The 13442-nt window shown below is 74.1% G+C and carries 11 protein-coding genes; 3 read left to right on the top strand and 8 right to left on the bottom strand.

The features are described 5' to 3' along the window. Window positions 1–40: 40 nt before the first annotated feature. Genes ACGFT1_RS25005 through ACGFT1_RS24995 form a run of 3 tightly spaced genes read right to left on the bottom strand, consistent with a single transcriptional unit; the run spans window position 41 to window position 3101 of the window. On the bottom strand, window positions 41–1009 hold the full coding sequence (locus ACGFT1_RS25005) for an aldo/keto reductase (protein WP_373911202.1): 969 nt from the start codon (window positions 1007–1009) through the stop codon (window positions 41–43). Continuing rightward, complete coding sequence (locus tag ACGFT1_RS25000) at window positions 1006–1764, bottom strand: SDR family NAD(P)-dependent oxidoreductase (RefSeq protein WP_373911201.1); 759 nt, start codon at window positions 1762–1764, stop codon at window positions 1006–1008. The genes ACGFT1_RS25005 and ACGFT1_RS25000 overlap by 4 nt, the downstream gene beginning before the upstream one ends. Beyond that, entirely contained in the window at window positions 1761–3101 is a 1341-nt protein-coding gene (locus tag ACGFT1_RS24995) for an L-fuconate dehydratase (protein ID WP_373911200.1), read from the bottom strand. Before ACGFT1_RS24995 ends, ACGFT1_RS25000 begins: the two co-directional genes overlap by 4 nt. A 201-nt stretch (window positions 3102–3302) precedes the next feature. On the opposite strand from ACGFT1_RS24995, the gene ACGFT1_RS24990 reads away from it, so the two are divergent. After that, complete coding sequence (locus ACGFT1_RS24990; protein ID WP_373911199.1) at window positions 3303–4004, top strand: FadR/GntR family transcriptional regulator; 702 nt, start codon at window positions 3303–3305, stop codon at window positions 4002–4004. Window positions 4005–4064: 60 nt separating this feature from the next. Here ACGFT1_RS24990 and ACGFT1_RS24985 read toward each other — a convergent pair whose 3' ends face one another. Beyond that, window positions 4065–7088 (bottom strand): alpha-mannosidase, encoded by a 3024-nt coding sequence (locus ACGFT1_RS24985; protein ID WP_373911198.1) that lies wholly within the window; start codon window positions 7086–7088, stop codon window positions 4065–4067. Between the two features lie 231 nt (window positions 7089–7319). On the opposite strand from ACGFT1_RS24985, the gene ACGFT1_RS24980 reads away from it, so the two are divergent. Further along, entirely contained in the window at window positions 7320–8672 is a 1353-nt protein-coding gene (locus ACGFT1_RS24980) for an amidase (protein WP_373911197.1), read from the top strand. Window positions 8673–8675: 3 nt separating this feature from the next. Here the strand turns inward: ACGFT1_RS24980 and ACGFT1_RS24975 are convergent, their stop codons facing one another. Continuing rightward, window positions 8676–9161, bottom strand: a complete 486-nt coding sequence (locus ACGFT1_RS24975; RefSeq protein WP_373911196.1) for an N-acetyltransferase family protein — start codon at window positions 9159–9161, stop codon at window positions 8676–8678. Between the two features lie 57 nt (window positions 9162–9218). Further along, a complete protein-coding gene (locus ACGFT1_RS24970) occupies window positions 9219–9392 on the bottom strand; it encodes a hypothetical protein (protein ID WP_356822114.1) in 174 nt (57 codons plus the stop codon). Window positions 9393–9884: 492 nt separating this feature from the next. Here ACGFT1_RS24970 and ACGFT1_RS24965 point away from each other — a divergent pair, with 492 nt between their 5' ends. Beyond that, window positions 9885–10280, top strand: coding sequence for a hypothetical protein (locus ACGFT1_RS24965; protein WP_373911195.1), 396 nt, complete (start codon window positions 9885–9887; stop codon window positions 10278–10280). A gap of 169 nt (window positions 10281–10449) precedes the next feature. Here the strand turns inward: ACGFT1_RS24965 and ACGFT1_RS24960 are convergent, their stop codons facing one another. Beyond that, window positions 10450–11961, bottom strand: a complete 1512-nt coding sequence (locus tag ACGFT1_RS24960; protein ID WP_373911194.1) for an SDR family NAD(P)-dependent oxidoreductase — start codon at window positions 11959–11961, stop codon at window positions 10450–10452. A gap of 129 nt (window positions 11962–12090) precedes the next feature. After that, window positions 12091–13422, bottom strand: coding sequence for a wax ester/triacylglycerol synthase family O-acyltransferase (locus tag ACGFT1_RS24955; RefSeq protein WP_373911193.1), 1332 nt, complete (start codon window positions 13420–13422; stop codon window positions 12091–12093). Window positions 13423–13442: the final 20 nt, after the last annotated feature.

Here is a 13442-nt window from a genome sequence, read left to right as displayed (position 1 = left end):
CCGGTGCTCGGTGCTGCGCGTGCGGTCCACGGGGCGGCTGTCATGCCGGCTCCCCGGGGGGCAGCAGGCCGCTCTCGCGCAGTTCCTGCCAGAAGGCGTCCGGTACCGGGGCGGCGAACCGGTCGGCGCAGTCGTGGACCTCGGCCGGCGACCGGGCACCGGCCAGCACGCTCGCCACGGCCGGGTGCGCCGCGCAGAAGGCCAGGGCGGCGGCGCGCAGGGTGGTGCCGTGCCGGTCCGCCACCGCCTTCAGCCGCAGGGCCCGGTCCAGCAAGTCCCCCGGTGCGCGCGTGTAGTCGTACGTCGACTCCGGGGTGGGATCGGCCAGCAGACCGGAGTTGAAGGGGCCACCGATGACGACGGACACCCCGCGCCGGGCGGCCTCGGGCAACAGCTCGGCCGCCGCGCTCTGGTCGAGCAGGGTGTACCGGCCCGCGCAGAGCACCACGTCCACGTCGGTGTCGCGGACGAACCGGGTGAGCATCTCCGCCTGGTTCATGCCGGCGCCGATGGCGCCCACCACGCCCTGGGAGCGGAGCCGTTCCAGGGCGGGGTAGCCCTCGCGGAACGCCTGCTCGGCATGGTCGTCGGGGTCGTGCAGGTAGACGACGTCGACGCGGTCGAGGCCGAGGCGCTCCAGGCTCGCCTCCAGGGTGCGGCGCACACCGTCGGCGGTGAAGTCCCGGACGCGGCGGTGGGTCGCGGGGACGGCGAAGCCGTGGGCGAGGTCGTCGCCGGTCCCGTCGGCCGGTTCCAGGCGGCGGCCGACCTTCGTGGACACCGTGAAGCGGTCACGGTCGTACTCGCGCAGGGCGGCCCCCAGGCGGCGTTCGGACAGTCCGAGCCCGTAGTGGGGCGCGGTGTCGAAGTAGCGGATGCCGCGCTGCCAGGCGGCCCGCACCGTCGCGTACGCCTGCTCGTCGTCCACCGCGGTGTAGAGGTTGCCGAGGGCGGCGGCGCCCAGGCCCAGGGGACCGACCTCGACGCCGCTGCGGCCCAGGGATGTCACCGGTCCACCGCCGGCCGCGGCCGCAGGCCCTGCATGCCGCCGTCCACGGCGAGGGCCGTGCCGGTGGTGGCGCCGGACAGGGGGCTGGCCAGATAGGCGACGGCGCCCGCGACCTCGGCGGCGGTGACGAGCCGCCCGGTGGGCTGACGGGCCTCCAGCGCGGCGCGTTCGGCGGCCGGGTCGGGGGCCGCGTCCAGCAGGCGGCCGACCCACGGGGTGTCCGCCGTACCGGGGTTGACGCAGTTGACGCGGATGCCCTCGCCGACGTGGTCGGCGGCCATCGCGAGGGTCAGCGAGTACACGGCGCCCTTGGTCGCGCTGTACAGGGCGCGCCGGGGAAGGCCCGCGGTGGCGGCGATGGAGCAGGTGTTGACGATGGCCGGGTGACGGGAGCGGCGCAGATACGGCAGGGCGGCGCGGGCGGTGCGGACCATGCCGAGGACGTTGACGTCGAAGACGTGCCGCCACTCGGCGTCGTCGTTGTCCTCGACGGTGCCCTGGGCGCCGATGCCCGCGTTGTTCACCAGGACGTCCAGCCCGCCCAGCGCTTCGGCGGCCTCCTGTACGGCCGTACGCACCGAGCCGTCGTCGGTGACGTCGGCGCGCAGCGCGAGAATCGGCGGCCCCACCCCGGCCGGGTCCAGGTCGAGCACGGCGACCCGGGCGCCACGGGCGGCGAGGAGGTCGGCGGTGGCCCGCCCGATGCCGGACGCGCCGCCGGTGACCAGGGCCCGCAGGCCCGTGAAGTCGCTCATTGCGCCCGTCCTCGCGGGGTGTCGGGGCCGGCGGCCCAGTAGGCGCCGCCGGGGAAGGCGTACCGCGCGAGGGACTCGGGGCGCAGGGCCGCGGAGAAGCCGGGCGCGGTGGGTGCCGTGTAGTGGCCGTCGCGGATGACGACCGGGGTGACGAAGTGCTCGTGGAGGTGGTCGACGTACTCGATGACGCGGTCCTCGGTACTGCCGGAGAGGGCCAGGTAGTCGAACATCGACAGGTGCTGGACGAGTTCGCACAGGCCGACCCCGCCCGCGTGCGGGCACACCGGGACGCCGAACTTCGCCGCGAGCAGCAGGATGGCGAGGTTCTCGTTGACCCCGGCGACGCGTGCCGCGTCGATCTGCACGATGTCGAGGGCGCCGGCCTGGAGCAGCTGCTTGAACATGACCCGGTTGTGGGCGTGCTCGCCGGTGGCGACCTTCACCGGGCTGACCGCGCGGCGGATCGCCGCGTGGCCGAGGATGTCGTCGGGGCTGGTGGGTTCCTCGATCCAGTGCAGGCCGGCCCCGGCCAGTGCCCTGGTCCAGCGGATCGCCTCGTCGACGTCCCAGCGCTGGTTGGCGTCGACGGCCAGGCGGATCTCCGGTCCGACGGCGGCGCGGGCCACCCGGCAGCGCCGGATGTCGTCGGCGAGGTCGGCGCCGACCTTCAGTTTGATCTGCCGGAAGCCGTCGGCGACGGCCCGCGCCGCGAGCCGGCGGAGCTTGTCGTCGTCGTAGCCGAGCCAGCCCGGGGAGGTGGTGTAGGCGGGGAAGCCGCGCTCCAGCAGCCGCGCCCGGCGCTCCCCGGCCCCCTGCCTGCCCCGTCTCAGCAGGGCGAGGGCCTCCTCGCGGGTGAGCGCGTCGGTGAGGTACCGGTAGTCGATCTGCCCGGCCAGCCACTCGGGTCCGGCGTCGGCGAGCAGCTGCCACAGCGGCTTGCCGGCCCGCCGGGCGGCGAGGTCCCAGACGGCGTTGACGACGGCCCCGGCCGCCATGTGCGTCACTCCCTTCTCGGGCCCGAGCCAGCGCAGCTGGCTGTCGCCGGTCAGGTCCCGCAGCAGCGAGCCGGGGTCCGCGCAGAGGTCCTCGACGGCGCGGCCGAGGACATGGCCCCGCAGTGCGTCGATCGCGGCGACCTGGAGGTCGTTGCCCCGCCCGATGGTGAACGCGAACCCGTGTCCCTCCAGCCCGTCGGCGGCATCGGTGCGCAGGACGACGTAGGCCATCGAGTAGTCGGGGTCCGGGTTCATCGCGTCGGAGCCGTCCAGCTCGCGCGAGGTGGGGAAACGGATGTCGTGGGTGTCGACCGCGGTGATGCGTGCAGGGGCGTGGGACACGGAGGCCCTTTCCGGTGACGGTGGGGGCGGTGCGGTGGCTGGCGGTTCTCCGGGGGGTGAGGCGGGTGGACGTCCGCATATTTATCAGACCACTGCGGCGACGGAACAGTCTTCCGTCCGTAAAAACCGAGGCTTCGTCGCATAGTGGTCGGACCACTGGGCTGGCTAGACTGCGACGCACCCGGCGACTGGAGGACTGGCGTGGACGAGGCGGCCCCGCGGAAGGGCACCGTGACCCAGCGCGCCATCGAGGAGATCAAGACGATGATCGCCGAGGGCCGGCTGGAGCCGGGCCAGCGGCTGCCGACCGAGCGCGAACTCGCCGTCCTGCTGGGGATGTCCCGCAGCTCCACACGGGAGGCGATCCGCGCGCTGACGGTCCTCGGCGTGCTGGAGGCCCGGCACGGCTCCGGGATCTACGTCACCGCCCTGGAAGCGGGTGACCTGCTGGAGACCTTCGGGGTGGTCGCCGGTCTGTCCCGGGGGCCGCGGCTGGTGGAGCTGCTGGAGGTGCGCCGGAGCCTGGAGTCGACGGCGGCCGCGCTGGCCGCCGCGCGCATCACCGACGCGCAACTCGCCGCTGTGGAACAGCACTTGGCGGCGATGAACGCCACCGAGGATCCCGATGAGGTCCTCACCCACGATCTCGCCTTCCACCGTGAGATCGCCCTGGCCGCGGGCAACGCGACCATGGCCGCCATCCTGGACGGCCTGTCCTCGCGGACCTTCCGCACCCGCGTCCGGCGTGGTCACCAGGAGGACGGCGCCCTCGCCCGCACCCGACGCGAGCACGCCGTCATCCACCGCGCCCTCGCCGCCCGCGACCCGGAGGCGGCACGGGCGGCGGCCGCGATCCACGTCGGCGGGGTGGAGCAGTGGCTGCGTTCGCAGCTCGACGGCTGACCCCGCTCCGGGCCGCGCCGCACACCGGCCGGCGCCCGGCTCACGCGCGTCCGTCTCCGGTCAGCTCCTGCGCAGCCGCAGCGTCATCAGCTCGAACGGCCGCAACCGTACGGTGATCCGCCCGTCCTCGCGCACCGGCGGCCGTCCGTCGCCGCCCGGCCGTTCCAGCAGGTCCGTCACCGAGACGTCCGCGACCGCGAAGTCCGCGGTGAGGGTGGCGCGGGCCCGGCCGCCGTGGGCCTCGTGGAAGCGGACGACGACGTCCCCGCTGCCGTCGTCGGCGAGTTTCACGGCCGTGAGGACCACCGCGTCGTCGTCCACCGTGACCAGCGGGGCGACCGCACGGGCACCGGTGGTGTGCCGTTCCGGCAGGTTGATCCGCCAGCCCTCGCGGACCGCGTCGGCGATCGAGGCGCCGGGGACCAGGGCGTGCCGGAAGCGGTGGACGCCCTGGTCGGTCTCCGGGTCGGGGAAGCGCGGGGCGCGCAGCAGCGACACCCGGACCGTCGTCGTCGTACCGCGGTCACCGTCGGCGCGGACCGTACGGGTCACGTCATGGCCGTACGTGGAGTCGTTGACGACCGCCACGCCCCAGCCGGGCTCCTCCAGGTGGACGAAGCGGTGGTTGCAGGCCTCGAACCTGGCCGCCTCCCAGGAGGTATTGGTGTGCGTGGGGCGGTGGACGTGCCCGAACTGGGTCTCGGAGGCGTACCGTTCGGCGTGCACGTCGAGCGGGAAGGCCAGCTTGAGGAACTTCTCCGTCTCGTGCCAGTCGACCTCGGTGCCGATGAGCAGCCGCCGCTCCCCCGGCGGCAGGGACAGCACCTGGGTGACGCGGGACGCACCGAAGGCACGCACGATCCGCACCGACGTACCGTCCTCGCCGGCCGTGACCGACTCGGCGCCGGTGAGGTCGGTGACGGTGTTGCGGTAGAAGGCGTCGACGTCCCAGGCGTCCCACATGTTCGGGAAGTCCGGGTGGAGCTGGAGGAGGTTCGCGGCGGCCCCGGGGGCGATCGACTCGCGGTCGGACGCGGGGTCGTGGACGGAGACGACCAGGCCCCGGGCGTCGACGCCGATCCGCAGCAGGCCGTTGTCCAGGGTGAACCCGCCCCCCGCGCGGGCCGCCACCGTCGTGGTGCCGCCGCTGACGGCCGGGGTGGCGGCGCCGCCCGCCGGGACGCCGTGGCGGGCGTGCGGGGCCGCGTTGAAGAGCAGCGGGAGGGCGCCGTCACCGGCCAGCGCACGCTGGGCGGACTCGATGACCGCGGTCAGTTCGGCGGCCACCCGCTCATACGTCGCGCGGGCCTCCCGGTGCACCCAGGCGATGGACGAGCCGGGCAGGATGTCGTGGAACTGGTGCAGCAGGACGGTCTTCCAGATCCGGTCCAACTCCTCGTACGGGTACGGGAACCCGACACGTACCGCCGCGGTCGCCGCCCAGAGTTCGGCCTCGCGCAGCAGGTGTTCGCCGCGCCGGTTGCCCTGCTTGGTGCGGGCCTGGCTGGTGAGGGTGGCGCGGTGCAGTTCGAGGTACAGCTCGCCCACCCAGACGGGCGGTTGGGGGTACTCGGCCTCGGCCTGCTCGAAGAACGCGCGCGGAGTCTCCCACGTGACGGTCGGGGAACCTTCGAGGTCGCGCAGCCGGGCCGCCCTGGCGACCATCTCGCGGGTCGTGCCGCCTCCTCCGTCGCCCCAGCCGGTGAGCGCGAGGGAGTGCCGGGCCCTGCCCTTCTCCTTGAAGTTGCGGGCCGCATGGGCGATCTCGCCGCCCGTCATCGAGCAGGTGTAGGTGTCGACGGGCGGGAAGTGGGTGAAGATCCGGGTGCCGTCGATGCCCTCCCACCAGAACGTGTGATGGGGGAAGCTGTTCGTCTGCGACCAGGAGATCTTCTGCGTCAGCAGCCACCGGGAGCCGGCCGCCCTGATGATCTGCGGCAGTCCCGCCGCGAAGCCGAAGGTGTCCGGCAGCCAGGCCTCCTGGTTCTCGATGCCGAACTCGTCGAGGAAGAACCGCTTGCCGTGCACGAACTGCCGGGCCATCGCCTCCGAGCCGGGCATGTTGGTGTCCGACTCCACCCACATTCCGCCGGCCGGCACGAACCGCCCCTGAGCCACCGCCTTCTTCACCAGCGCCCACACCTCGGGCCGGTGCTCCTTCACCCAGGCCCACTGCTGTGCCTGCGACATGGCGAACACGAACTCCGGCTCGTCCTCGACGAGCGCGGTCATGTTCGCCGTCGTACGGGCCACCTTGCGGACGGTCTCCCGCAGCGGCCACAGCCACGCCGAGTCGATGTGCGCGTGCCCGACGGCGCTGATCCGGTGCGCGGACGGCACGGCGGGCGCGGACAGCACCCCGGTCAGCCGCGCCCGCGCCCGGCCGGCGGTGCCGTTCACGTCCTGGAGGTCGACGGTGTCCAGGGCGCGTTCGACCGCGCGCAGGACCTCCCAGCGGCGCGCGGAGTCCACGGGCAGCTCGGCCATCAGCTCGCCGAGCACCTCCAGGTCGTGCACCAGCTGCCACACGGTCTCGTCGAAGACGGCGAGATCCATGCGGGTGAGCGTGTACTGCGGCTCCCGCCCGGCGGTGTCCTTGTCGCCGAGCGGGGTGGGCCGGAAGGCGTGGTGGCCCAGGATGACCGGGTTGGAGGCGGCCTCGATGTGCAGTCGCACCCGCTCGCCGCCCGCGACGGGGGCGCCGACGCGCACCCACTGGTTGCGCGGGTTGAGGCCCTTCACCGGGGTGCCGTCGGGCCGGTACACCAGGCCCTCGCACTGGAACCCGGGCAGGTTGTCGTCGAAGCCGAGGTCCAGCAGCGCCTCGACGGTCCTGCCGGCCCACGCCGCGGGCACGGTTCCGGTCACCCGGAACCAGCTGGTGCCCCACGGCACGCCCCACCGGGTGCCCACCGTGATCGGTTCGGGCTCGGCGGCGAGGCCTTCCGCGACCGGCACGGGTTCGCCGGGCGCGTGCCACACCGCGACCTGGAGCGGCACGGACTCGGGGTACACGGCGGGGCGGATGCGTTCGGCGAGGACGCGCCCGAGGCGGGCCTCCACCAGAGCGCGGTCGTCATGCATGCGGGTTCCTCCGTTGCTGCGCCGGGGGCCGGAGCCGCGCGGCTGACCGGGGGTGCGTGACGGCCGCGGGGGCCGACGAGATGTACAGCTCCCCCACGGCGCGCACTTCGAACCGTGCCGTCCGCCCGCTGGGCGCGCGGGACGGCCGTCCGGGCTCTCGACGTACGGCACCCCGAACGGGCAGAGTTCTCCGTGCCCGTCTTCCGTACCGATCAGTAACGAGGAGCGCCCGTGAGCAGCTGGGCCGGCCGGACCGCCGTCGAGATCGCCGCCGCCGTCCGCGAGAAGCGGGTCACGCCCCGCGAGGTGGTGGCCGACCACCTCGCCCGGATCGACCGGCTCGACCGGCGGGTCGGCGCCTTCCGGAAGGTCCGGGCAAAGGCGGCGCTCGCGGAGGCCGACGAGGTGGCCGCCCGCGGCGACCTGGGCGAACTGCCGCTGGCGGGTGTGCCGTTGGCGGTCAAGGACAACCTGTCGGTGCGGGGCGAGTCGCACCGCGACGGCTCCTCCGCCACCCCGGACACCCCGGCCGCCGAGGACCACGTCACGGTGGCCCGGCTGCGGGCGGCCGGCGCGGTGGTGGTGGGCCTGACGAACGTGCCGGAGCTGTGCGTGTTCGGCACCACGGAAGGCCCGTTCGGCACCGCCCGCAATCCGTGGGACCTCTCGCGTACGGCGGGCGGGTCCTCCGGAGGCAGCGCGGCGGCGGTCGCCGCGGGCCTGGTGCCGCTGGCGCTCGGCAACGACGGGATGGGCTCGCTGCGCATTCCGGCCGCCAACTGCGGGCTGGTCACGCTGAAGCCGGGGCACGGCGTGGTCCCGGCGGGGATCGGCAACGGCGACTGGTTCGGCATGTCGGAGAACGGCCCGCTGGCCACGACGGTCGGGGATCTGCGGCTGATGCTGGCGGTCCTCGCGGACGCGGGGTTCGAGCGCCGGGCGGAGCGGACGCCCCGGAGGGTCGCCGCCGCCGTGCGCAGCCCGCTCGCCGGGGTGAGCGTCACCCGGCCGTACCGTACCGCGGTCCGGGAGGCCGCCGGCGTGCTGGCGCGGGCCGGGCACCAGGTCCGGCGGGCGGAGCCGCCCTACCCGCTGTCGCTGGGGGTGACGGCGTTGCAGCACTGGACGGCCGGGACGGCGGTGGACGCCGAGGGCCTGGACCGGGGGCGGCTGGCCCGCCGGACCCGGGTGCACGCGACCGTGGGCCGCCGTTTCGTCGGCCCGGTCCGCACCGGTGACGCCCGCGAGCGGCTGCGCGCCCGGCTGACCCCCTTCCTCACCGCGTACGACGTCCTGCTCACCCCGGCGCTGGCCCGCCGTTCCCCGCAGGCCGGACCGTGGCACGAGCGCGGCTGGCTGCGCAACGTCCTTGTCAACACGGCGTATTCGCCGTTCACGCCGGCGTGGAACCTGACGGGCTGGCCCGCGATGTCCGTCCCGTTCGGCACCCTGCCCTCCGGCGCGCCGTGCGCCGTCCAGCTCGTGGGCCGGCCGGGCACGGAGGCCGTCCTGCTGGAGCTGGCGCAGGAACTGGAGGAGCTGAGCCCATGGCAGCGGACGGCACCCGTACCGGACCGGCCGTAGCGTTCAGTCCAGGGCCCGGTACATGATGTGCAGGCCGACCCGGCCGTGCCGGGGGTGTTCGTAGGCCTCCGGGACGGTGCCGAGGATGGTGAAGCCGAGGGAGGTCCACAGCCCGACGGCCGGGTTCGTCTCGACCACGGCGTTGAAGACCATCGCACGGTAGCCGTGGGTCCGGGCCTCGGCCAGGACGTGCTCGGCGAGGGCGCGGCCGATGCCCCGGCCGGCGTGGTCCGGGTCGACCATGAAGCCGGCGTTGGCCACGCGGGCGGCGGGGCCGCCGTAGTTGGGGGTGAGGTAGGCGGAGCCGACCACGGTGTCGGCCGGGTCCTCGGCGACGTAGACCCGCTTAACCGGGTCCATCCACAGGGCGCGGGCGGCTTCCTCGGTGGTGTCCGGGTCCCAGGTGTAGGTCTCCGCGCCGGCGACGATCCGGTGCCAGAAGGGCCAGATGCGCGGCCAGTCCGCGGCCACGGCTTCTCTGATCGGCATGGGCGTGAGTCTGCCACGCCCACGCGTGCGGCGATCGCGACGGGTCCGGCCCGGGGGTCAGTCCACGCTCGGCAGGATGTGGGGCTCGGCGAGGTCGTCCTCGTAACCCGCGAGGCGGATCGGGGCGGACCGGGCCCACACGTCCAGGCTGCCGAGTTCTCCGGGCCGGCGGCCCGCGCGCTCCGAGCGTTCCTTGGGGCGCTGTTCGCGATTCGTCTTCTCCGGTGTCACCGCGCACTCCTTATGTGTCGGTCACCCTCGGGGCGTACCGGGCGGTCTGCGCTCCGGCGTTCGACGCCCGTTCGGGTCTGGATGGAAGGCCAGTTCGGACGCGGTGGCGCCGGTATCCCAAGACGGAGCAGGCCGTTGTCGACCGGCTCACCCCAGGACGGACGATGGGTGTGGGTGGGACCCCGTGCTGCTGTCCGTCCACCCCAGATTAACCAAATGAGCAGCCATCCGCTCGATAGGGAGTGGAAACATGGTGTAACCAATACGCTTCACGCGGCTACCAATACCCCTCAATATGAGGCTTCTTGGCACAAAGCGCATCACTCGTGCGACGCAGTCAATCACCCACTCGGCCTACATCGGCGAACGCGTCGCCGGGTCGGCCCGTGTCCGCCCGAGCGGACCCGGCGCAGTTCAGGCGCCGTTGGCCGGGTGGCAAGCTCCTCATGCTCTGCTTGCGCGGCAACGGCTGACTCGCGAGAGGACTGACGCATGGAGCTGCGCAGCGTCGAGAAGCTGATGGATCTGCTGTACGCCGGCCCGCACCGGCACGCGCTGCGGACCGCGGCGCTGCTGCGCCGCGGCCGTCCCGCCGACAAGGAGCTTCAGGTGGCGGCCCTGGTGCACGGCATCGGGCCGTTGCTGGGCCCGGGAGACGAGGCGGCGCGCGCCCGCAGGGCGGCCGGGTCGGTGCGCTCCCTGCTCGGGGAGCGGGTGTACCGGCTGGTGCGCGGGGAGGCGTTCCCCGCCGACGAGGACGTGCCGCGGCTGCGGCAGGCGGCCGAGGAGGCCCGGACGGCGGGCTTCGACGCGGGCGTGCTGGAGGACTGGCGCACGGTGCTGGAGCTGGTGGCGGCCCGGCACGCACGGCTCGGCGCGGTGGACTGACGGCCGTCCGCGCGACGGCCGTACGGGTGACCGCCGTCGGGGTGACCGCCGTCAGGGCGACGGCCGTCAGGGTGATGACCGACGCGACGACGGCCGTCCGGGTGACGGCCGTCGGGGTGGCGCCCGTCCGGGTGGCGTGTCCCGGTGCCGGGCACGGCGCCCGCGCCGGTCACCACTTGCCGGGTGCGTAGTCCTTCATGAAGACGCCGTACAGGTCCTCGCCCGCCTCGCCGCGCACGATCGGGTCGTAGACGCGGGCGGCGCCGTCGACCAGGTCGAGGGGGGCGTGGAAGCCGGCCTCGGCGAGGCGTACCTTGTCCGGGTGCGGGCGCTCGTCGGTGATCCAGCCGGTGTCCACGGCCGTCATCAGGATGCCGTCCTTCTCGAACATCTCCTGGGCGCTGGTGCGCGTGAGCATGTTCAGCGCGGCCTTGGCCATGTTGGTGTGCGGGTGGCCGGCGCCCTTGTAACCGCGGTCGAAGACGCCCTCCATGGCGGAGACGTTCACGATGTAGGTGCGGGGGGACTCGGCCGCGGCCATAGCCGGGCGCAGCCGGCTGATGAGGATGAACGGGGCCGTGGAGTTGCAGAGCTGGACCTCGAGCAGCTCGACCGGGGTCACCTCCTCCACCGTCTGCACCCAGCTGTTGGTGTCGTGCAGGTCGGGCACCAGGCCGCCGGCGTCGATCGCCGTACCGGCCGCGATGCGCTCCAGCGACGCCGAGCCGGAGACCAGCGCGAGACCGGTGACGTCCTGGGCGGTCAGCGCGCCGCCGCCGGCGACCGGCAGCTGGGCGACCGCGCCGGAACCGAAGGTGCCGATCACCTCGGCGGCCGGGAGTTCACCGGCGGGCAGCGGGGCGGACTCGGCGCCGAGCAGTTCGCTGTACGCCTGCGGGGAGCGCCGTACGGTCTGGGCCGCGTTGTTGATCAGGATGTCGAGCGGGCCCTCGGCGGTGACGGAGTCGGCGAGGGCGACGACCTGGGCGGGGTCGCGCAGGTCGATGCCGACGATCTTCAGCCGGTGGATCCACTCGTCGCTGTCGGGCTGGGCCTTGAACCGGCGGATGGCGTCGTTCGGGAAGCGCGTCGTGATCGTGGTGTGGGCGCCGTCGCGCAGCAGGCGCAGCGCGATGTACATGCCGATCTTGGCCCGGCCGCCGGTGAGCAGGGCGCGCTTGCCCGTGAGGTCGGCTCGGGCGTCGCGCCGGGCGCGGTTCTCGTCGGCGCACCGCTGGCAGAGCTGGTGGTAGAAGTAGTCGACCTCGACGTAGCGCTGCTTGCAGATGTAGCAGGAGCGCGGGCGCTGGAGTATGCCCGCGATCCGGCCCTCGTCGACCTTGGAGGAGGGCAGGACGCCCTCGGTCTCGTCGTCGATGCGCTCGGCGGAGCCGGTGGCGGTGGCCTCGGTGACGGCGCGGTCGTGCGCGGTCTTGGCGGCCCGGCGCTCCTGGCGGCGGCGCTGCTTGACCGTGCGGTAGATGTGCGAGGTGGCCCGGCGCACCCTGATCGCGTCGGGGTGGTCGACGTCGAGCCGGTCCAGCTCCTCGAGCACGCTCAGGCAGACGGCCAGCCGCTCGGCTTCGATACCGGGCCCGTAGACCACCTCGTCCATGGAGGCGTCCGTGGGGACGTCCAGGGGGACCTCCATGGACGCAGACCCGTCCTCTGTCACCGTCATCGCGCTGCCGTTTCCCTGATCACCCGCGCAGCGCTCCGACTCGCGCCCGCTTTCGAACGGGGAATTTTACGGAGCGCACGGCCCCAGCACCAAATGGCCCGTTCCCGGCTGCCGGCCGCGGACCCGGCCTCAGTGCCCGCAGACCCCCAGCAGCGTCTCCAGCTCGGCCGAGACCGCGTGGGCGAACCGGTCCAGATCCGGCACGGCCTCGGCGTCGGCGACCAGCCCGTAGTGCACGTGCCCGCGGTAGGTCGAGATCGCCACCGCCAGCGCCTGTCCGGGCGGGAGCGGAGCCAGCGGGTACACCTCGGTCAGCTCATGGCCGCCGAGGCGCAGCCCGAACCCCGGCAGCGGCACGCTGGTGACGAGGATGTCGAACCACAGCCGGGCCGCCTGGCCGACCAGCGGCCCGCCGAGCCGGTGCCCGAGCGCCGGAACGTGGTCGGCGAGCAGGGCGACCGCGCCGGCGCCGCGGTCGGGCCCCGCGTCCTTGTTGCGCACCATCGCGGTGCGCACGGTGTCGAGACGGCCGAGCGGATCGGGGTCGTGCACCGGAAGCGGTATCAAGTACCCGGAGAGCCGGTTGCCCTGCGGATGCACGGCGCTCGGGCGGCGCCGGGAGACGGGGATCAGCGCGCGGGGCGCCACGCCCTCGCTGCCGTCGCCGCGCTCCTCCAGCCAGCGGCGCAGGGCGCCGGCGACGACGGCGATGAGGACGTCGTTCACGGTGCCGCCGGCGCTCTTGCGCACCCGGTGCACGTCGTCGATGTCGAGGACGACCCCGGCGGTGCGGCGGGTGCCGCTGGGCGCGGAGGCCAGCGCGGAGGTCGGCCGCATGCCGAAGACGGAGCGGGCCAGCGAGGCGCCGATGTCCAGGGCCCGGCCCGCGTCGGACAGGGCCCCCTTGACCAGCTCGGGGACGAGTCCGGGCAGCCGGCGCACGTCGGGCAGCAGGCCGCGCGGCGGCGCGGCGGCGCGGGGCGCGCGCTCGGGCAGTTCCACGGGGTCGAGGACGCCGGCGGCGAGCTTCAGTGCGCGCAGTCCGTCGGCGAGGGCGTGGTGGAACTTGAACAGCACCGCGAAGGACACCCCGTTCTCGCCGGGCAGCACGTGCGCCTCCCAGGGCGGCCGGCCGCGTTCCAGCGGGCGCTCCATCAGCCGGCCGGCCGCGGCGTGGAAGTCGGCGGTCGGGGCGTGCAGCCGTACGTGGTCGAGCGGATCGAAGTCGGGGGCGCTCTCCCGGGTGGCGCCGCCGAAGGCGAGCGGCTGCCAGACGTCGCGGATGCGCAGGCGCAGGCCGGGTACGGCGGCGGCGCGGGCGGCGAGCAGGTCGGCGGCGTGGGCCCCGGCGGTGGGCGAGTGCGCGGCGAAGAGGCCGAGCGCACCGAGGTGCATGGGGTGCCGGTCGGACTCCATGTGCCAGAAAGCCAGGTCGAGAGGGGCGAGCAGGTCGGACGTCACGGGCTTTCCTCACGCGTCGA

It is taken from the genome of Streptomyces sp. Y20, from assembly GCF_043195475.1.
GTDB lineage: Bacteria > Actinomycetota > Actinomycetes > Streptomycetales > Streptomycetaceae > Streptomyces.
Note: the sequence above shows the minus strand (reverse complement) of the source record. Positions and strands in the feature narration are given on the sequence as shown.